The sequence below is a fragment of the Bacillus cereus group sp. MG1 genome (assembly GCF_040460035.1).
Classification (GTDB): Bacteria; Bacillota; Bacilli; order Bacillales; family Bacillaceae_G; genus Bacillus_A; species Bacillus_A cereus.
Genome location: NZ_JARVGY010000004.1, coordinates 175,031 through 197,329 on the forward strand (window position 1 = coordinate 175,031; position 22,299 = coordinate 197,329).

Consider the following 22,299-nt stretch of genomic DNA (forward strand, 5'->3'; position numbering starts at 1 on the left):
TTTATTTCTCCCTTTTTATAGAATAAGTCGGTGATAACCACTATTAAGATACAAATTTTTTCTTATCTAAAATGTCCTTTTCACTTTTAGTCTTAAGAGAATTTAACTTTGATATAAATTTAAATTCTCTATTTAATGGATAATAGGACAAAATTAAACCTGCACACATAATTATCGAAAAGCTATGTAATCCTAAAACTATAGCAATACCAGCATGTAATAACACACCTGAGTAAAGATATATTTTCCAATATTTATTTGAACCAATTAGAGAAGCTGCTAAAAACAGTTCTATAATTGTAGTACCCCAAGTTATGAAAAAAACAAAAGGTGATGCCAGTAATGGATTTATAAGATTCGCTAAGGTGCTATTCAACCCCAGCATAGGATCACTAAAATAGTAATATACTGCTGTTCCATCTAGCCATTCAGGATTCTTCAATCTAATAATTGCTGCTTGGAAGTAGATGAAAGACATTTGTATCTTTACAGCAACTAAAAAGACTAAAGATATTATTCTAAAATGCAATTGAGAATTGGATGTTGTTTCTTTTAAACCAGTCTCCCAATGCCATTTTCTCTTATCTAATAATGTGACTGGGATTAGTAACAAAGTCAGCACAGTTGCGACTTGTTCACCGCCATCAAGAGTTATAGCTGTATTTTGAATTGAAGACGCAACCCACCAATGTAAAACACCTGTGTACCTTGGTCTCCATCCAGAAGCAACTAATAGTAAAATCAAAACTGCTAACCACTTAAATAGCCCTAAATATGAACCAGAAGCTAGGCAAAATATACTAATTGAATAAATTGAGCATGCTGGAAATTCTTCTACCCCCGCAACAGGCCTGAATAATGTAGAAACATCATTAAAAATTAAAGTAACTAAGGTAGATAAGGCTATTAACGACCTGGCTACTCCATAAACACTAGTCCAAGGATTATTAGAAATCGCCCAATTATAAGCAAAACTATTTATTTTTTTGAACATATTGATTCCACCTTTACAAATTCCGAAGACATTTCTGAAGGCGATGTAATTCCTGCCCAGGCCCAAGGTACTACTTTTCTTGTTACTAGTGTATAATCCCCACATAAAATTGGTTTAGGTGTTGGATTTTTGACCTTCACTCTTTCATGTGTTTTTTTAACACATATATCAATATCTTCGTCACATTTATTGAATTTTTCTTTTTGTACTTGTGCCACTAGTAATCCCATTTCAATCCCCTGTGATCTACCACCACGATTTATACCAAATGCATTTTTGATAGTGTTATTTGGCCAACCCACAGCAGATTCTCCATTCTCATCTAAAATAAATGTATAATCATCACGAGGTGGCTTACTAAAAAACCCCCATCCTTGTGGGAAAATTTTCATTACAGTAAAACTCTTTAAATTACTTATAGGATTTTTAGGTAAGCTATTTTGAGATCCCATCAGAAATAAAATAAAAATAAAAATTCCTGTTAAAACAAGCGTAGAACCGTATAACCGTTTCATATACCCCTCCAAATTTAATAACTATAATAAGAACAATTAATTAAGTAGCTAATTAATTAATTGATACAACATTGTAACTCTTTTAATTTTTATATACAGATTATTTGCTACACACTGAATGATATCTTTAGACACAAAATTTCACAAATTTATCACAAATAGTATATTAATTTTATAAAATATTATGTTTTACAATTACTAAGCCTAATTTCCCCACACTAAACAAACTGCATCTAAAATAAATTACACTATTGGATATAATTTCCTTGGAAGTATGGTGATTTAATTCGCATTTTTTTAAAAATTAATACATTTTTTCATAAAATCCAAATTATAGTTTTCTACGCTATTAATTGTAAAATTAATAGCCCTTTCATTTCACAAAAAAAGATGACCTATTATTATAGATCATCTTTTGAGTTCTTTATATTATTTTACTTGTAATCAACTTTGTATATTTTTATTCTCAATTTTCCTAAAAAATATATATGAAGAAAACACAGATATTAAAGCAGCAATTGCCACAAGACTAATCATACTTAAAATTACAAATTTCGGGGTTAAAATTGATAATAGTATTATCATTAAACCTGTAATAAAAAAGATTTTTGCAGAGAATCGATTAGTTAATCTCCATACTTCCTTATTCTTTAATGTCCAAGGGGTTCTTATTCCGTATATATAATTTTGTTCTACTCGCTGCATAAAGTTAGATAAAACCATAATGAATATACCAGTTGCTATACCCACTACTAATTCAAAAGTAATAGTATATCCAAACTCAGTACTTACAATTACTAAATGAATAATACATAACAACATTAACATTGCATTAGAAATGATTCTTAAATCAAGTTGATTTTCTAGGTTTCCCTCAGTTAATAATGTATTTTTCACTAATATATTAAATATTACATTTGAAATAAGCATTATCGTGGGCATAATGCTTAGAATCCATATCTTCTCATCCCCTAATTTAAAATAAGATATGAAACTTACCACTAAACTAATCATAATAATAAGATATGAACATGTTTTTTTCCTCATTATTTATTTTCCTCCCCGATTTTAATACTTATAAGCCAATTCAAAATATCCTGAACAACGGTTGTATTTAATGTGTAATAGACATACTTCCCTTCTTTTCGATTTTTAACTAAATTTGATTGTTTCAGAATGTTAAGATGTTGAGAAATACTGGGCTTTGACATATTGAAATGAGAAGCTATTTCTCCGGCAGTAAGATCTCTCTCCTTTAACAAATCTAATATTTTCCTTCTTGTTGGATCTGCTAAAGCTTTAAAAAGATCATTCAATAAAAATCCTCCCCCCAATAACATTTAAGTATTTACTTAAATGTTATGTGTAAGAATAATAAAAATCAAGTAATTATTAAATTTAATATAACAATGTAGTATTTTTACATTCATGGTGCATAAATCTTAAACTATTCTTTAACATTGCTATATCTAGACTCCTGGTACCACAATTGTAAAATATTAGTTACATATTTCACAATTGTTTTTGACAAATATGAATACAATTACTAATTCAATAGAATATTTGTGTCTATTGAATTAGTATGTATAACTTGAATCGTATAAAAGACATTAAAAATATACAATCAAAAGTAAATACAATAAATAAAGTAATGGAAATGAATTATTTTCTTGATATTTTGATACATTTTTATAAAATGACATAAATCAAAAAAAGAATTTTCATAAATTCTTTTTATTCCCTTGTTGTAAGCGCTTTACATTTATGATACCATCGTATTTATAAGATAGATGGTAATAAGTCTTGAAGTAGTTCTTTACTTAAGACGCGTGTAAACGTACGGCTAAATCATAAAAATAGGCCATAGGTCCAATAAAATATGGGCTATCTTATAAATTAATCAATGGAAATTTCATCGCTAAAAATACTGTGAACTCAGATATAACAGCTTTTTGTTATGTCCTTAACAAAGTTTTACAATTCAGCGGGAAAATTCTCGAAATTTAACTCATCCAATTTAATAAGCTAAATTTTATTCTGTATCCAGCTACGAGACGTGAGCAAAAGAATTCTACCAACAAAACCGAGCTAAGTAATTAAAGATATCTAAAATTTTATCTTTATACTGTCTATAGTTGATAACGTATTTCCAAACAATCTGAAACCTTTTTTGATTTTTAAATGTATAAACGAATTACTTAAGACTTATTTACATAGCCTCTGAATGAATTCTTCAAATATTTATTTGGATATAAATCATTAATCATTGCGTATGGACTTCCATTCCAATATTTCATTAATGGTGTCCATAACCTATGACTTTTTATCCATCTAATTGTATATTTTTGTAGTAATTGTTCATCTGTTAACTTTTCTCTTTCTTCAATTGTCCACCGTAATGCATCTAGTGCTTTTTCCTTTGTCCAAAAACCATTAGGAGTCATCTTAAATTCCCATTCCTTAAATTGATTGGGATATAAATCATTAATCATTGCATACGGGCTATCCTCCCAACATAATTGACAAGCGCCTTTCAATCCAGATTGAATTAGCCATTTTCCCCCGTAAATATTTCTCAATTCTTCCAGATCTAATTTTTCTTTTTCTTCAATTGTCCATTTTAATGCTTGTAATGCTTTTTCTTTCGTCCAAAATTTATTAGGGGATTTAGTAAATTGCCATTCCTTAAATACATTCGGATATAAATCATTAATCATCGCATATGGACTCCCATCCCAAAATACCCTTAATGGCGTACTTAGTTTTTGTTCCTTCAACCACTTTTGCCCATAAATTCGTAAAATTTTTTTTGGTAATAATTTTTCTTTTTCTTCAATTGTCCATTTTAATAATTGTAAAGCCTTATTTTTCGTCCAAAAATTTAATGGAGTCATTTTGAATTCCCATTCCTTAAATTGATTAGGGTATAAATCATTAATCATTGCATACGGACTATTTTCATATCTATGCTGCAATACTCCACGTAATCGATATTTTGCAATTAAAGAGACATTCCAATTTTGCTTTATCTCTTCTTCGTTCCAATTTAAAATTTCGGTTAATAAATATCTTGTTACTCTTTTAGCCATTTCATTATTCTCATCCCACCTCCAAGTATTGGATGGGAATCTACTTCTTTTTCCATCCAATATCTCCTGATAGATTTCTTCTATAGTAACTGCTTTTATCTGCATTTCATACTCTTCCCCTCACACTATATAAAAATTTTTATTTCTTTATATTAAGATTATACAAATATAAAAACTAATTACAATAATTACTTATATTAAAACTATAATTCCTAATGAGGATGATCACATCAATATCCAGTTAAAAAAATCATAAGTTCTTTCTCCAAAATTATAGGAAATGATGTCTTTATATCACCATTTTTTGTATATAATAATTAGAACTATTCTCTCAAGAAATTCAAAACTTATTAACTCTAAATTTTTTACAAGCTCTTCCAGGAGATATGAATTTTATGTAACAAAACCTTAAATACCTAGCCGGGGTTTAGTCGTTTTATATGTGTAGACTAAAACCTCTTCAATCTAAGTATGTAGCTGTTTAGAAGTACCAACGATTTAATACCACATCTATATACTCTTTATACAAAGGTTAGCCAAAGTAATATAAAACTAAGTGAATCTCTTTCCCATACACCTCTAATACCAGCATATCCATACCTATATTTTTATAATTTTCAAGTTCCAGATGCATACACATCTACTAATCCTCATGATAGGAGATGTAGTCAGTCCTAAAGCTGTAATAAAAATCCCATTAGAGTATGACTAATTAATTGAAAATTTTTCCGGCGTGAAATTCAAAGAATTATTTATATCTAACTCTTAAAATAAACAAAAAAAAAGATGAGTTATATATTCTTCATTTAATATATTTTCGTTTACTCGAATTTAAGTCTATCTAAAATAAAGATAAATATTATTTATCAATCTTTAAATTACCAACAATATATATAAATTTGAAACAGTTATATTTAAAACAAAATTTGTACAATCGAGTCTAATATATATTTGAAAAACCTTTTGAAACAATTAAATGATATATATAAGGGGCAACAAGAAACTACATACTATTAGTAACTTCTTTTCAAAAGTTTTGGACATAATGATCTCGTAAATCAATTTGTTTTTTGATCATGTGCATAGCTTCGATGCCACTTAAAATTAAAGTAGCTGTACGAAGTAACTTCAATCCTAACATAGAACGAACTCGCTTCTTGATAAAACGATGATCTTGCTCCACTACATTATTCCAGTACTTCTGTTGTCTAAATTACATACCGACAGGCATGTTTTTCTCTTTTTCTACTGTTCAATTGCTATAGGATAAGCCGGATTCTTATCCACCGTAATGATGCGAGGCTTAGAAACATGAAAAGGCCAAAAAGCTTTCTTGAAGAAACGCTTTGCATTCTTTGTATCTCTTGTTTCACTGAAATACAAATCAATTGTGTTGTATTCAGAATCCACTGCACGAATAGATACATCCATTTTGATATATGTTTCATCGACTCTCCGGGAGTCATTTGTTGTCTTAAAGTGACTCCATACTCTTTCATCATTCCGACCCATATTGATGAACCTACGCATAATGGTTATATGAGCCATCGATATGCCACGCTCTTTCATCAGCTGCTTACCAAAAATGGTTTGTATAGAATGCGACATTACACAATGATGTGTACTCTTAATTTATTCACCAATCCGTGACTTAATTGGATTCATGACAAAGATATTATATGTTCGTGCAATTTCATAAACGTGCTGACTATCATAAGCAGCATCTGCAACGGAAACAACGCATTTTGGTTTTGCATACCTTAAAGCAATGCAGGAACCATTTTACGTTCGCTGTTGTAAATGCATACGACATCTGGTGTAGAACAGACATGAGCTTTATATTTCTTATACCAACCATAACGAGTAGACTATTCTTTGTTTGAGAATCGTATAAACTCCTCCGTAAGGCCATACTATCGATTAAAACACAGGGAATCAAACCTAAATTCACCTCTTGAAGAGTTTGTTTATGAATCAATGGAATACCTTCGTTTTGAAACCAAGTTACCTACACGTGAAAAAGTAGAGATACGAGGAACAAAAGGAAAGTCACAAAATACAAGAAATAAAGGATATTGATGCAAAAGACAGGTTAATTTACGTAAAGTTTTTCTATAAATGAGTGGACGACCTGTAATAGGCGGAACTTCTCCAATGATTAAACTTTCTACATACGCAAATAAAATTTGTAAAATGGATTTTTTTGATCAAAATTGGTTATCATACTAGTAAATACATCCTTTCCAGTGATAGTTTGGGTTACTATCATTCTTCCAGGAAAACGGATTTTTTTATGCATTCATTTTTGGATATTTATGAGTTCTGCAACACCTAAATTTTATTAAATATCATGATTTGCTTAAAAATTTGAAGCGTGCGAAACTAGAGCGTCGTTTAGAATCCCAATTGAAACAATATATAAAGTACAAATTACTTATCATTGCTGAAATCAGATATTTACCAATTGATCCGGAGGATGCAAAATTATTTTTCAATTCATTGATATGCGGTATGAAAAGCGTAGTACCATCTTAACCACGAAAGTAAATTTCAAATCATGAGACGAAATTTTTCAAGATCCTACCATGCTAACAACCGTTTCTTACATCATGCCACGGTTGTTAGCATGGTAGGGTAATCGTATCGAATTAAAGATCATTTTAGTAAAGAAAATGATTAAATTTGTACACGCTTAAACAAGTGAAAATGTACATTTTAATCCTTACATTTATATAAAAAAATTATGACAAATAATTTTTTTGTATATAACTCAGCATTTGACTATGTTAATTAAACTTAATATTGGTATATGAGTCCAAAAAGAAAATTAATCTAATTGCCTAAGACTACTTATGTACAATTGTATTATTTACTTTAGCACCTTGAATAAGCTCTCTTTTTATGATTTTGTAAAAGGATTCCACAAATGCATCGTCATAAAGGGTTCTTTTCTACAGACACTTGAAAAAGCCCATTCTTTTTGAATGTAGTTTGAAAATACAACTTGTATATTAAGACTCTTGGTCTTTATGAATAATTCCCCCTTTTTCTTCGACTTAAGGGCCTCTACTCCTTTTGGTTGTTGTTGAGTGCGTATTTTCTAATAAGCCCAGATGAAGAAATATTAAAAATAACTGCCGTTTCGTTTGGAACGGCTTATTTTCAATCCTATAATTGTGTGACACGTTCCTAACTGAAAATGTTAGGCGCTGATTCGATATTCAGCAGAACTATTATCTAGGTGCCACGGAAACTGTCATGCCCTGTTCTAGGAGAGGTAGTTAGAAAAATGCTAAACTTTTTTAGTAACTCGCTGGCTACTTACTCTCCCTCACGTACGGTGTAAAGTGGGGGATAAGGGGGGGATAACGTCAAAACCTTACCTATCACTATTAATACTATCTTTTATATTCTCACTTCCATCTTTGATAATGTATTACAGCATTTGTTTTTCTTCTAGAGTAAATTTAATTATAAAGAAACTATAACCCCAATTGTTAGACTGTTTTTAACAATTGGGGTGCATTTAATATTTATTATACCTCTGTCATTATAATTTATTAATACAAGTAATTATTTCTCATTTTTCCAATAATACCCCATTATTTTAGCTGACTTCGCAAAGAAATCTATATATACCTATTTTTTTGAAGAAAAAGCTTCCATTTTTAATGTTTTTATTCCTTCTTTTAATGTAAACGCATCTGCTCTTAATGTTTTCCAACTATCTTTCGCTGCATTCAGGTTAGGTTTTAAGAATTTAAATTTATTTTGATCTGCTTTTTGGGATGCTTTATCAATATGATTAAGCACTCCTGAATATTGAGAATCTAAATCATGCCATTGTGCTGACATATAGGTAAGAGCATTAATAGCTGATCCAATTGCATTTTGCATTTCAGTAATATTATTATACGCAACTCCAACTACACGATTTAATGTTATTTTATAGTCTACGGTTTGGCGTAATTGCACTAATAACGGCTCTAACGTACCTAAATTATTTCTTGCTACCCCTATCATCACACCTCCAGCAATCCATGTAGGGATTGAAGGATATGATACAGTTATTATTCCATCCGATTCTACTTGTTTAAAATGTCTTATTTGCTCTAAAACATCATTTAGGCGTTTTTCATCTTCATCTATTCCAGATGCTTGATTTTTTAAAATCGATTGCAAGATATCTTTATGACCTCCAAATGCTCGGACATCTTCTCCAATACTATCTCTTAACTTAGCTAGTTCTTGAATTAAATTCTGTGTATATGCTTGGTTTTGTTTAATCTCACCTTGTAAATCTGTAATGCCTTCTTTTAATGTATCTGCATCTCCTTCATTAATTGCTTCTACTAATGTATCGTAATAATTGTCAAATGTGGTATCATACTCTACAATTCCTGTAAGGGTATCTAAAAGTTGTTTTTTTATGTGAGCATCCCATTTTGTAGCATGCTCTCTTGCATTCTTTTGATCTTGTGCAATTTGACTAGGTAGATTTGTATATCCTTTAATATCAATTCCTTCAAAGTTAACATCTGGATTATTAATTAACAAATAAGAGTAATCATTCATGGATTTTGCAAATACCCCAGCATCTTGCAAAGCTTTTTTCATCTTTTCACTGTTTACAGAAAGAGATATATCTTCCGTACTGGTTTGTTCTATTTTACTTTCACTTGCAAAAGCAGCTACTGGTGAAACTACAGTAGTTGTTGTCAGGGTTAAAAACGTCGATACAGCAAGTAGTTTATAAGGAAAATTATTATTCACTTTAATTCCTCCTATGAATATATATTAATTTTTAGTTTGTTTTTTCTTGTTTAAAAGCAATGTCTTTTGAAATGAATTCTGCGTCCTTATGAATGTCATTCCAACTTTGTTTAGCAGCTTTTAAATCGTCAGGTATTAACGAAAGTTTATGTTCTTGCATTTGATCGATATTATCATATAAATCTTTATAATTAGCCCCCATTTTATTCCATTGTTGCTGAATACTTGTTAGAGACATTATTGCTTGATCCACTGTCTGATACAAATATGTTAGAGTGTCTTTCGTATTAGTAAGTGAAATAACCGCTTGATTAGCCAGATCAGCTTTCATACTTAATTCTCCGATTTTATTCGAAATTTCATTATAAGAATTCATATGATTAGATGCCTCGACACCAGCTGCTGTTCCTAAACCGATACCAGCTGCTCCTAGAGCTGTAAGACCGCCAACAACAGCTGGTGTAGCTGTACCACCAGTCACAACAATTACTACCGCTCCTGCAATCGTTCCAATAACTAAAATAGCTGCTCCTAGTCCACCGCCAATTGACCAGGCTAATACATTATCAAAATGTGATTTCTGTGTAGAACGTAAATTCTCAATTTCGGCCTGAAGTTGTGGGACTAGTGCTTGTTTTCCCGCTAATATAGCCGTCAATCCTCCCTGTCCATCTGGACCACCAACATTATTTTTAAAATCTACAGTATTTGTATACAACTTTGTTTTGAAAGCCTCTAACATCTTAATGACGTCAGTAACTTCATTTGAATTTGTATGAATTGTATCGATTAAATCCCCTATTCCTTCTTTAAGGCTCATCTTATCTTTCTTTTTTACAGTATCTACTAATGTGTCGTAATAATTTTGGAATTGCTCATCATAATTTACAATATTACGAGCTGTTTTTTGAATGTTTGGCTTCGCTGTATCTAACCAGTAATTTGCATTGATTCGTGACAGTTCCTGATTCAGGTGGATATTTTTGATTAATTCTCCTCCTCCTGAACCTAAATCAATGTTGGATAAATTTACATTCGGTTGCTTAATCATAGTTTTTGCGTACAAATCCATTACAAGAATATGAGAGCCAGTTGCAGCCAACGCTTTCTTTAACCCTTCAGGTCCTAACGCATAATTTTCTATTTTATGTTCTTGAGCTGTCTGTTCTTGTGCAAGTGCATGAATAGTACTACCATTCGTAGCAGTTATAACCGTTGCTAAAGTGGCTAAAGTTATAACCTTAAATGGAAATTTCATCATTTGATTCTCCTCCTTATTTTCAGTTGCGTTATAATATTTTTATTAAACCTAATTTCTTAATATTAAAATTTATAAACTTGTTCTTCGAGTTGAGTTGTTACACTTTTTAATCGTCTTAATGTATCTTTTTGAGACTGGGTGTTATTGGTATCAACTTCAGTCGATAATTTTGTAATACTATTATTTATTAGATCCAAATCCTCTTTGTAACGTTTCATTAGCTCAATTTCTCCATCTACTTGGTTAGCAAATGTATGCAAATCATTTTGCATGAAAAGAATCATTGATTTTTGTAAATCTGCTACTGTTAATTTAGTCGTTAAGTCATATAATTTCTGATTTTGTTTCTCTAAATCATTTAAATATGCACGTTGCTCTGCTGTTAGTTTATTAATTTCAGCAAAAGTATTATATGTTTTTTTAATTTTTTCAGGATCAATTACTTTCATAAGATCATACTCTTTCGTTTTTGTAACTGCAGCTGCAGCGATTTCACCTTTTTTACTTTTCTCTATCGCTTCACGTGCTTCTTTTTTGGCAGCCTCAATTTCTATAGCTGATTTTCCTTTTTCTTTTGCTTCTTGCTCTGCTTTATTCTCTGCGTCTACAATAGCATTGTTTATTTCTTTTCCTTTGTTATACGCTACTACTGCTGTTTGAGCAGCCGGTTCAATGATATCTTTTGATAGACTATAAATTTCTTGGAATACCTTTAGTCCTTGTTCATTTAAAGCTCCTGGTAATAACGCTATTTGCTGTAAATCATTTTGAATTGATTTTTTTGTATCTAGCATTTCATTTTTTAACTTATCTATTTTTCCTGTTCCCTCTGAATTAAGGACACTCTGTGTTTTTGCCACATCAGTATCAAGATTTTTCAACTTCTTATCTACCTGTAGTTTTAGATCTGTTAACTCATTAATTTGACGTTGCACACTTTCTTGGTTTGTGATGGTCATGTCTTGAAGGACTTCCAGTCTATCTGTAAACCCTTCTTTATCTTCCTTATTATCTACAAATCCTTTTAATGTTGGATAATAACTATTAAATTTAGTTACAAATCCTTTACTTTTTGAATTTAATAGAATTAATTTAGGATAAAGTTCGGATGACCACTCTTTCATATCTTGTTTAATTAGAAATTGAGTTGTATTTAAAGATGGAACTTCTTCAAGTTGTACATTCGGACTTGATAAGGCTCCATCGATAAAGGTTTGTGTTAATTTGGAGTGTGCACCTATTTTTCGTAATGCTGAGGAAATATCTATATTTTCTTGTTTTGTTTCTGCCTGAACGATTGGCGTTGCGAGAGTATTGATAGGAATAGTCGCTCCAGTAACGATTGATGTTATTAAAAATCCTGTCATAATTTTATTCTTCATTCCGTACACCTCTTCACTATTGTTTTTTACAAGTTTTGATCGTAAATGTTGTACAACCTAACGTTAGGATTTCTTCACACATACTTGAAGATAGAGATTTTTTCAAAAAAGTAATTACATCTCTTTTTTTTATTTATTTTTGATAGAATATAAGGAGCTTACTTCCCCCTCATTTTAAACACTATGTTTTTCATAAGTAAACCAGAAAATCGCTTTGATTAAATTTGATTTTTCAGATATTTTTTCATTCAAATTATATAATATTATATTTAAAAAAAGTTAAATCCAAATTTCATTTCATAAAGTGAAATAATTATACTATGATAATTAAACATAAAAATCCATTAATTCCTTTATATCTAAATGAATCCCTCACCTAAAAATGATATCAATATAATTTAATAGTGATTAATACATATCTGTCTTTTATATGGATATGTAAAATTACATATCCATATAGGAGTATCTAGCTTAAATACTCCAATTAGAATAAATAGAGCACTATTACAAAACTTGCACACTTATTATAAAAGTAAATATCTGTATAAAATGTACCCTATTAAATAGACCGTAAAAAAATCTATTCGATAGGGTATTTCTTGTATTATAGAAAGAAAATTTAGAACCGGAGAAATTTTAAAATGACTAAAAAGCTATTCACTAAAAAAGAAATACAAGATCTTTGAACTACCCCCACTTTCACTTCGTTTAGAAGTGAGGGATTCCTAAGTAAAGAGTTCTATCGAACTCTAATTGATTAGGCTATCCCCGCAGTCCTTGCGGTTAGAAGCCTTATCGCTTCATTCTTTAAATTGATACTTGCGTTAATATCCCTATCATGATGTGTACGGCAAGAAGGGCAGTCCCATTTACGTAGGTTTAGATTTTTAACGTCTTTGTTTTGGTATCCACAACAAGAACATAATTGACTAGAAGCAAAGGTTTTCGATACGACAATAACTTGTTTGCCGTACCATTTTGCTTTATATTCCAACATGGTCCGAAACTGTGACCAAGATACCTCGCTAATGGCTTTTGCTAACTTATGATGTTTTAACATATTCGATACCTGCAAATCCTCTATACCGATAACATCGTGGTTTTTGATGATTTCGGTTGAGATTTTGTCCAGGTAATCTTTTCTAGCATTTGCCATGTATTCATGGATTCTAGCTACCTTTACTCGTTGTTTATTCCAGGGAGAAGATCCTTTTATTCTTCTAGAAAGAACACACTGTGCTTTCGCCAACTTCTCTTCTAATGATCGAAAAAACTTCGGATTTTTATAGATGGTTCCATCTGACAAAATGGCGAAATCTTTTAGTCCCACATCCATTCCAATGTAAGATTGTGTTTTCGGAAGTTCTTGCACTTCTGTTTCAACTAACAATGACACAAAGTATTTGCCAGAAGGGTTACGTCTAACTGTAGCATTTAAAATACGCCCCTTTACTTCGCGACTTTTGGCAAATCGAACGAGACCTAGTTTCGGCAACTTTATTTTGTTTCCTACAACAGCAATGTTTTCATTTGTTTGTTTTGTGGTATAAGATTGTACGTTGTTCTTCTTAGATTTAAAACACGGGGTACTGTTTTGTTTTTTGAAAAAGCGTGTATAAGCATCCGCAAGGTTACGAACAGACGACTGAATCGCAATACTATCCACTTCTTTTAGCCAAACAAACTCTTTCTTCATGACAGGAAGTTTGGCAGAGCATGTACCATATGTCAAACCTTTTCCTGTCTCTTTGTATGCGTGATTCCATAGAGATAGGAAATAATTGAATACAAAGCGAGAGCAACCAATCGTTTTGTTGATTAGAATTGCTTGTGCTTGATTTGGATAGATACGAAACTTATAGGCTTTATTCATCATTATTTGATTCACCTCCATTTCGGTATATGACTATTATACACCTAACGTACATTCGATAGGTAGTGGAGTAACACTTTCTGTGTGCCATCCCTTGTTCGAAGCCAATTCATCTCCCACCTACTCACTGGGCTAGGACCCTTCACGCTCCTTGAAGAAGGAGTCTTCTTGGCTAAAATGATAAAAAAAGAAGAGAGGATATACACTCTCTTCGTCAATAGTATTATACATAGAGAATAATAAGGTAAAAAACTGTAAAGAGATGAACTTTAGAATGCTTCACAAAGTGAATTACAACACAGGAACTTCCAAAAATATACATAAATATAACGTTTTTCTCTATAACATCCTAAATTTAATGAATATTCGAATCTAGGTCAGGTCTACTATTCGCCACTTGGCTTTCTAACAAACTGTTCGAAGTGAGTTCATCTCGATTAGTCTTTGCTTTTAATAGCTAAGAAATTCATCCTAAGACGGTCGAACTAAATCTCTTGTTCCAAAGGCTACTTTATTAATATTCATGCTAATAGGCTTATTGCTTCATTGTTGTTAATAACTGCACTATAATCTCTATGAAGATTTGCACCGTATATACAAGAATATACTTGTTCAGACAATGACATATCTTTCACAACTGCTACATGTTTTTGTGGAAGGAAACCTTTTATCTACTCTATTTTTTATGAACTTGCTGCCCTTCTTTGTTCTGTTTGCTGTTTATTTACACGTACTATAATTGGAATAGCAGCACTACCCATCACAAAAATAGCACCTGTAATTTGAATAACTGATGGAATACTATTATTAAACAATATATCTAGTAACAGTGAAAACAAAATGTTTAAATATAACAACGCAGATAAATTTGAAATTCTCGTAGTTAACTTATACGCCCTTCCTCTAAACCATTGATTCCCTAAACTTCCCATTGCCATTAAAAATAAAAATACTAGTACCATTGTACTATTCGTAAATACACCAATATAATTCCCCTTTGAAAAACATGCAGAGAGTACACCCGATATTATTGTTCCATATAGGTATGTATAGGCCATAATGGATAGATTATCATCCGTCTGTGCACTTCTATGTAAAAAAAATTGTGAAAATGCTAAGGATAATCCTGAAAGTAAACCTACCCCCAAATAAAGGAATGATTCATAATCAATACCACCGGTTTTTAAAACAAGAAACACTCCAAAAAAACCTACAAATGCTGCCAATATTTCTGCTCTTGTCGCACGTCTCGTCTTTGAAAAAAGGGTAATAAGACAGATAAAAATAGGACCTGTATTATATAAAACCATTGCTATGAAAAGTGAGGTTTTAGCTGCACATAAAAAAAATAATGCCTGTGAAAATGTAATAGAAAAAGCTCGAGGTAATTGTTTATAACTATTACTCCAAAATGAAATTTTCCCCATTCTTTTTATAATAAAAGGGACTAAGAATAGAAAAGGAATAAAAAACCTTGCTGTTAAAGTTACAAAGAAATCTCCTGATATAATAGCATGTTCTGCAAAAAATCCAGAAAGTGAAAAGCTAATTCCTGAAAGAACCATAAAAAATGTCGCTTTTTTAAGATTATCCATTTAATTTAAGCCTCCTTAATAAATATAAGCACCGAGAAACGTTATTCTTTAAATTTCTCGGTGCTTAAAAAATGTGCCATTAAAACTATATCAAGAAAAACAATGCATTGATCAAGGTATTATTAATTCGCCTTTAAAAAGTAACCTTGCTGTTCGTGTAATACTAGATTTCTTAATTACATATCCATTAGATGACTCCTCAATAACTGATTCTGTTTGAATTTTCCCCGCTGGGTGTTCGATTATAATTTGATTCAATTTTTTCATTTTATTTAAATCATTATTTTTTGCAACATGGTATGCAGTTGTACCATTAATTTTTATGGCTGCTGATAATGCGAGCGATCCTGTTACTGCATGAGTGCTATGACATTGGTGAGGAATAAAATATCTTGATGTAATAGTGCCAGATTCCCTAGGTTTTGAAATTACCGCAATCTTAGGGATGACCTTATTTGATACATCACCTAAATTTGCAAGACAAGCCACCTTTTTTCTAATAAGATCAATGTCATGTAAAAATGTTTTATTTGCATTTAACACATCTGGACTTTCATTTCCTATAATTCCTAATTCACTGGCTCGAATTATAATTAATGGCACTGATACATCGACACAAGATACATTAATTCCATTAATAACATCCGTTTTTGCACCTGTAGGAAATAACTTCCCTGTAACTGAGCCGATTGAATTTTTAAAATTCAAATCTATCGGAGCTCCTGTACCCGGAACACCGTCAATTTTAATATCTCCGTTATATACAACATTTCCGTTTTTAGTGGCTATAGTTGATTCAACAATTACATTTGTATTTAAATTTCTAATTGTTATAGTTTCTTTTCCTGACCCGACTTTAATCAATCCGCTCTCTACTGCATAAGGAGCAACAGCTGCAATTATATTCCCACAATTTACACTATCGTCTAATATCCTTCTCTTTAAATCCGCCTGTAAAAATAAATAATCAATATCTATTCCTGGTGTAGTGGAAATTCGAATAATTGCAATTTTATTTGATAAAGGATCTAACGTACCCATCCCATCAACACCACGAGCATTTCCTGCCCCTAACGCTTTTAAAATAACCTCATCTCTAATTGATTTATTTGAAGGTAAATGTTTATCTAAAAAAAATAATCCTTTTGACGTTCCTCCACGCATAACAAAACAAGGTATTTTCATTTATTAGCATCTCCTTTTTATGTGTATCCTTTTTTATTTTTTAATTATCATATACAAAAAAATAAATTTTAATGATATTACTAAATCTAATCAAAGAAAAAAATATTACTTAACAATCTCGTCCCTCCTCCATATTTCTAAAATTGAAAAGATAATATTGGTAATTATGTAAATCACCTCCTACAACTTGGTATCCATTCTAACAATAAAATATAAAATAAGTAACAAATTACTTTGTATAAATAAAATATATAAAATTCAGAATTTTAAGAACAATAATTATTACCTATCCCTTTCACTAGGATGAGACGCTTCACGGTCATTAAGGGCAGAGACTTCCTTGCCAAAGGAATGTCCTATATCTCATGCATCCTAAGATATTTGTTGAATATATTATATCTAGGCTCATGTTACCACAATTTTAAAATACCGTTCACAGAATTTACGGTATAGAAAAGCCTACGCAGGACTTTAGTCCGTCTTTAGACTTGGGATGAACTCATCGTTTTTGTATAGCAAAACAAGGTATACTTTATTCATAGTCATGCAAAAGACGTAAATACATTTGAGAACCAACAATCTGTACGGTATGATCACAGTACCATAGCCTACGAAACTATACGGTCTGTTGTGGGATTGGTGATGGCACACCGCAATCTTTACACTTCAGCGGTACAAGAAATGGATTTGGCCTTTGGTAGCAAGAATCCTACTGACGTTAGTTGGCCACTTTAGGGGAGGAGTGTCAATTTTGTACGAATAGAAATGGAATTCCTTTTAAATTAAAGCTTCTAGAAGCATTATATGGAAGAGTAGCAAAATAAGCCTTAATACTGTTACTAGTGCAGCTGCTTATTTATAGTTCAATTTGTTCACACAGTCTAATGTTAATCTAATTTTTTGCCGTTTTAAAAAACCTTCTATCTCCAGCACTGTACGTAATTTACTTTTCAGAATTTCATCTAATAGAACCTTGATATTCTATTGTATACATTCTTCAACAAAGACTTATTCTAAAACTGGGATTACAGAACTAAACATAGGTAATGAAATAACAATGGCTAAAAGTTTTTATATTTTGAAATTATAATTATCCTGCTCTATAAACTGGGATACTTCATAAAACTACTTAATTTAATAAGATAAGTAGTTTTATGAAATGGCCAAAGAACTCAATTCCAACTTAACACTTAAAAGAATAGGATATATAACTTAAATTATATAAATATACAGTTAAATTACACAATTAGAAGCAAAACACAATAGATTTGTAATGGAAATTACATATTTTCTTGATTTTTTGATGCATTTTCATAAAATAATGCATGTCGAAAAAAGTCGAATGTTCATATATTTTCTTTGTTTTTCAGTTGTAAACGCTTTATTGTTATGGTATTATCATAGTCGAACAATAGATGGTAATAAGCCGTAAAGAATTTCTTTGCCTATGCCTCGTAAAATTGTACGGATAAATCATGAAAATAGGCTATAGGTCCAATGGAATATGAGATATCTTATACTATATTCAACGAAATTTCATCGCTAAAAATACTGTGAGCTCAGTTAAACCAACTTTTTCATTATGTCCCTAACTAGTTTTTACAATTCAGCTTAAAGATTCTCAGAAGTTAACTCATCCAATTTAGTAAGCTAAAATTTATTCTGTATCTATGAAACGTGAGCAAAAGGATTCTACCAATAGAAACCAGCTAAGTGATTAAAGATATCCAAAATATTATCTTTATTACCATCTATAGTTAATTACGTATTTACCAACTATAAAAAAAGAACCTATATTGGTCATCTCCCTGTCAAGTAGACAGTCATAAAAAGAGTATTATGCCACGGCCTTTTACCGATATTCTATCGGAGAAAGGCCGTGAAGTTTTTCTTGGAACCTTTCTATATTATAGAATTGGATGTATTCTTGAATTGCTTGATAAGCCATTTCATATGTTTTTGGGCGCACTAAATACAACTTCTCTGTTTTTAAATGTGAGAAGAATGATTCAATACATGCATTATCAAAACAGTTTCCACGTCTAGAATGACTACCGACAAATCCTAATCTTTCTAACTGCTTTGCGTAAGATTTTGATGTATATTGGACCCCTTGATCTGAATGTAAAAGGGGCTTAGTAGATAAGGATTTTTCCTCTAATTGTTGTAATGTAGTTAAAACCAAATCTAAATCATTTCTTCGAGATAGTTTCCAAGCAACAATCTCATTGTTATATAGGTCTAACACAGCTGACAAATAAGCAAACTGATCTCCAATTCGTACATAAGTAATATCCGTTACATATTTTTGATTTTGTTTGTCCGCTTGAAATTCTCGGTTCAAATGATTTTTAAATATCACCGATGTTTTTCTTCTGTAAAATGGACGTTTTTTCCGGATGATAGATTGAATGCCTAGCTCTCTCATGAGACGACGAACACGTTTATGATTCATTACCATTCCTTCTCGGGCTAAAGCACGGGTCATGCGTTTATATCCATAGTAAGGGTGTTGACGATGAATAGATAAAATATGTTCTTTATGCCACATATCCCTTTTTTGGCGTAAACGATGCACGTTATGATATTTTCGCCATTAATAGTATCCAGCCTTAGACACTTCTGCAATTTGAAATAACCATTTGAGTGGATATGTTTGGCGTAGTGAATCTATAAGAGAAAATCGTTCTTTCTTTAAGACCATTCCTTCCCGTGTAGATTTGGATTGCACTTTTTTAAATATTCAACCTGCGCCTTCAAATATGCATTTTCTTCTTCAAGACTATTAAAATTCTTACGGTTCCAAACACCACGTTGATCATCAAATGCCTGCCCTTGTTGAGAGCGTTTTACCCATTCTATAATTTGTGCATCGCTCTTTATGCCAAGTTGTTCACGAATTTCTCGTAATGATTTTCCTTCTTCTATTCTAAGACGGACTGCTTCCCCATTTAGTTCTTCTGTATATTTTTGAAATGATTGTCCTTTTCTTGCCATAAAAAATCCCCTCCAGATAAAACAGTACTGAGTCCATCATACCAGATGGACTCTTTTTTTACTGTCTACCTATAGGGGATAATACCAATATTGGTTCTTTTTTTATTTCTTAAAAGATATATTTAAATTTTTCAAGGTCATTACACTTAATAATAATATTGCCATATTATCAATATTTATCTTTTTTATAAGAATAAACTTTTAGTAAGTAAAATCAAAAATCCCAACTTCTTTCCTACATTAGAAAAAAGGTATTGAAAATATCCAGAATAAATATTTTCAATACCTTTTTGACGTAATATGAATCAGAAAATCTATAAAATGATAGCAATCACATAAAAAAAGCAATTCATAAAAACTTTCTTCTTTTATAAACTGGAACGTTTGGATCGTTCATGCTCATAACGTTCATTAACCATATTTTTCAATTAATTCCATAATAATATTGTTTCATCAATTCCCTTGATTAGATCATCTATGCTGGGAACTATACTATTATTAATTTTCGGCTGAAATGTAATAGTAATTGGATCATCCCACATCTTAATTTCCTCATATAAAATGTTTTATAATCATATGCATCAGCAGCTGTGCCCAAGTTATCAGTTATTTTATCTAATACACTTAAAAATTCTACATACTTCTCCCTATGAGCGCCATCAAAAAAAGGCCCTTTCCACATCGTCCAATGCTCATACAAAGTATCAAAAAGTAATGCCCATCCGTTATGTAATCTATTATGAGAAAATGACTTTTGATCTAATTCTTGTAAACTACCCGCCACTTAACGTCCTAACGGAATGTTTGAAGTGGGGGCTTCTCGGTTAATCATTACTTTTAATAGCTAACGAATTTGTCCTTAGACAGCCGAGCTAACTCCCTTTTTCCAAAGGTTATTTTATTGCTATTTATCCTAACGCTAATAGTCGTATTGCTTCATTTTTGATATTGATAGCTGCGTTATAATCTCTATCGAGATTTACACCGCATATACAAGAATAGATTCGTTCAGACAAAGTCATATTTTTCATATTCCCACAATTGCTACATGTTTTGGTGGAAGGAAACCATTTGTCTATTTTCAAAAGTTGTTTTCCTTGTTCGTTTAGTTTATAAGCTAAGAAAGAAGTGAACATACCCCACCCATTATCAGCGACACTTTTTCCAAAATGAAGTGCTTGCGACATTCCTTTCATGTTTAGATCTTCAATAGCTACGACATCAAAATGAATAGCTAACTTTTTAGACTCATGATGAAGGAAATTCTTACGTTAGTTAGCTACTTTCTCATGTAATTTAGCTACACGAATACGTTGTTTCTGCCAACGCTCATAACCTTTATTGCGCCTTGATAATACTCGTTGTGCCTTTGCTAATCGGTCTAACATGTTACGATAGAAATTAGGATAATTGGCTTTCTTATCCTCAGAACTAACGTATAATCCATCCATCGCAAAGTCTAACCCCACAACTGTTTCTACTTCTTTTTGTACAATTTCTTTTTCATATTCAGTCAAGATGGACACATAGTATTTACCCGTAGGAGTCATAGAAATCGTACATGACTTGATTCTATAATCTTGTGGTATCTCTCTATGTTGTTTGATACGTACCATTTTCAATTTTGGCAATTTGATATGACGATTTAGCAACATAATATTTCCGTTTACTACATTCGTTGTATAAGACTTTCTGTCTTTTTTACTTTTGAATGTTGGGAAGTCATTTTGACCACTAAAGAAATTCTTATAGGCAGTTTGCAAGTTTATTTGAGCATTTGCCAAAGCTAATGAATCCACTTCTTTTAACCACTCAAATTCTGCTTTATATTTCGCGGGAGTTGGAGGCTTTTGTTTCTTTAGTTGTTCCTTATCATCTTTGTATTTTTCGTACGCTTCTTTTCGCTCAGCTAACATTCTATTATACACAAAACGTACACAACCGAAGGTTTTACGCATAAGATATGCTTGTTCTTCTGTTGGATACAAACGGAATTTATATGCTTTATTGTGCTTTGTCATATCATTTCATCTCACTTTCCACCTTGATTTTCAATATATTTCTTTACTACGTTTATTGGAGAACCGCCAGTAGTTAATAAGCCAAAACTTCTCTTTCCAAAGTTTCGTTTTCACTCGTGGAAAGTCTCTCTTGATGAGTCGAGAACTTGCACTTTTATAAGCATTAATAAATTTTGTCATTTCTGTATTCGGATGAGCCTTGAACAAAATATGAACATGGTCTACATCATGATTCCACTCTACCAATGTTATGTTGTAATTCTCTGATAACCTGACAAACATGTCTTTTGCATAGTCTGATATATCATCATTGAACACGTTTCTTCTATATTTTACAACCAATACAAGGTGATAATATAGCAAGAACACCGAATGATTATTATCTAATTTCATTGATATAACAACCTTCATTCTTTATAAGACTGATTCTATCAGAGGGGAAATAAAAAGCAAAGCCTTTTGGCTCCGCCAAACCGAAATTTATCTCCCACCTATCGTCGGGCTACGCCCTTCACACGCTTGAGGAAGGAGACTTCTTTCGGGAAATACGTTAAAATTTCTAGATAAGTAGAAAACTCTTTGTCATTAGATTTAAATCCTTGTATAATCTCTAT

Annotated in this window: 12 protein-coding genes and 7 pseudogenes; 1 reads left to right on the forward strand and 18 read right to left on the reverse strand. The window is 31.4% G+C overall.

What is annotated here, in order from left to right:
- Positions 1-43: 43 nt before the first annotated feature.
- From QCI79_RS32395 to QCI79_RS32425, 7 genes and pseudogenes are all read right to left on the reverse strand, one after another.
- Positions 44-994 (reverse strand): sporulation-delaying protein SdpB family protein, encoded by a 951-nt coding sequence (locus tag QCI79_RS32395; protein WP_000473523.1) that lies wholly within the window; start codon positions 992-994, stop codon positions 44-46.
- Entirely contained in the window at positions 979-1,509 is a 531-nt protein-coding gene (locus tag QCI79_RS32400; RefSeq protein WP_000827070.1) for an SdpA family antimicrobial peptide system protein, read from the reverse strand. Before QCI79_RS32400 ends, QCI79_RS32395 begins: the two co-directional genes overlap by 16 nt.
- Positions 1,510-1,953: 444 nt before the next feature.
- On the reverse strand, positions 1,954-2,556 hold the full coding sequence (locus QCI79_RS32405; RefSeq protein ID WP_001227945.1) for an SdpI family protein: 603 nt from the start codon (positions 2,554-2,556) through the stop codon (positions 1,954-1,956).
- Positions 2,556-2,825 carry an autorepressor SdpR family transcription factor gene (locus QCI79_RS32410; protein ID WP_000998670.1) on the reverse strand — a complete coding sequence of 90 codons (270 nt, stop codon included), beginning with the start codon at positions 2,823-2,825 and terminating at the stop codon, positions 2,556-2,558. Before QCI79_RS32410 ends, QCI79_RS32405 begins: the two co-directional genes overlap by 1 nt.
- A gap of 882 nt (positions 2,826-3,707) precedes the next feature.
- Positions 3,708-4,703, reverse strand: a complete 996-nt coding sequence (locus QCI79_RS32415) for a DUF4046 domain-containing protein (protein ID WP_015406629.1) — start codon at positions 4,701-4,703, stop codon at positions 3,708-3,710.
- Positions 4,704-5,625: 922 nt separating this feature from the next.
- Positions 5,626-6,173, reverse strand: a pseudogene (locus tag QCI79_RS32420) (IS6 family transposase); the annotation flags it as partial.
- Positions 6,153-6,822: pseudogene (locus QCI79_RS32425) on the reverse strand (ISNCY family transposase); the annotation flags it as partial. The pseudogenes QCI79_RS32425 and QCI79_RS32420, both read right to left, overlap by 21 nt.
- A gap of 113 nt (positions 6,823-6,935) precedes the next feature.
- Between QCI79_RS32425 and QCI79_RS32430 the strand changes: the two are divergent.
- Positions 6,936-7,236, forward strand: a pseudogene (locus QCI79_RS32430) (ATP-binding protein); the annotation flags it as partial.
- Between the two features lie 1,001 nt (positions 7,237-8,237).
- Here the strand turns inward: QCI79_RS32430 and hblA are convergent.
- From hblA to tnpA, 11 genes and pseudogenes are all read right to left on the reverse strand, one after another.
- Positions 8,238-9,371 carry a hemolysin BL binding component B gene (gene hblA, locus QCI79_RS32435; RefSeq protein WP_001063469.1) on the reverse strand — a complete coding sequence of 378 codons (1,134 nt, stop codon included), beginning with the start codon at positions 9,369-9,371 and terminating at the stop codon, positions 8,238-8,240.
- Positions 9,372-9,402: 31 nt separating this feature from the next.
- Complete coding sequence (hblD, locus tag QCI79_RS32440; RefSeq protein WP_000975321.1) at positions 9,403-10,632, reverse strand: hemolysin BL lytic component L1; 1,230 nt, start codon at positions 10,630-10,632, stop codon at positions 9,403-9,405.
- A gap of 62 nt (positions 10,633-10,694) precedes the next feature.
- Complete coding sequence (gene hblC / locus QCI79_RS32445) at positions 10,695-12,014, reverse strand: hemolysin BL lytic component L2 (protein ID WP_000790998.1); 1,320 nt, start codon at positions 12,012-12,014, stop codon at positions 10,695-10,697.
- Positions 12,015-12,771: 757 nt separating this feature from the next.
- The gene (gene tnpB / locus QCI79_RS32450; protein WP_000981146.1) at positions 12,772-13,890 is read right to left on the reverse strand and encodes an IS200/IS605 family element RNA-guided endonuclease TnpB; all 1,119 of its coding nucleotides are present in this window, start codon (positions 13,888-13,890) and stop codon (positions 12,772-12,774) included.
- A gap of 518 nt (positions 13,891-14,408) precedes the next feature.
- Positions 14,409-14,565: pseudogene (locus QCI79_RS32455) on the reverse strand (zinc ribbon domain-containing protein); the annotation flags it as partial.
- Positions 14,566-14,570: 5 nt separating this feature from the next.
- Positions 14,571-15,482 (reverse strand): DMT family transporter, encoded by a 912-nt coding sequence (locus QCI79_RS32460; RefSeq protein WP_000369347.1) that lies wholly within the window; start codon positions 15,480-15,482, stop codon positions 14,571-14,573.
- A 111-nt stretch (positions 15,483-15,593) separates the two neighbouring features.
- Positions 15,594-16,667: a PrpF domain-containing protein gene (locus tag QCI79_RS32465; RefSeq protein ID WP_000701098.1), complete on the reverse strand. Its 1,074-nt coding sequence runs from the start codon at positions 16,665-16,667 to the stop codon at positions 15,594-15,596.
- Positions 16,668-18,519: 1,852 nt separating this feature from the next.
- A pseudogene (locus QCI79_RS32470) lies at positions 18,520-19,664 on the reverse strand (IS3 family transposase).
- A 487-nt stretch (positions 19,665-20,151) separates the two neighbouring features.
- On the reverse strand, positions 20,152-20,448 hold the full coding sequence (locus tag QCI79_RS32475; RefSeq protein WP_021728501.1) for a hypothetical protein: 297 nt from the start codon (positions 20,446-20,448) through the stop codon (positions 20,152-20,154).
- A 124-nt stretch (positions 20,449-20,572) separates the two neighbouring features.
- Positions 20,573-21,685: pseudogene (locus QCI79_RS32480) on the reverse strand (RNA-guided endonuclease TnpB family protein).
- An 11-nt stretch (positions 21,686-21,696) separates the two neighbouring features.
- Positions 21,697-22,078, reverse strand: a pseudogene (gene tnpA, locus QCI79_RS32485) (IS200/IS605 family transposase).
- Positions 22,079-22,299 lie beyond the last annotated feature (221 nt).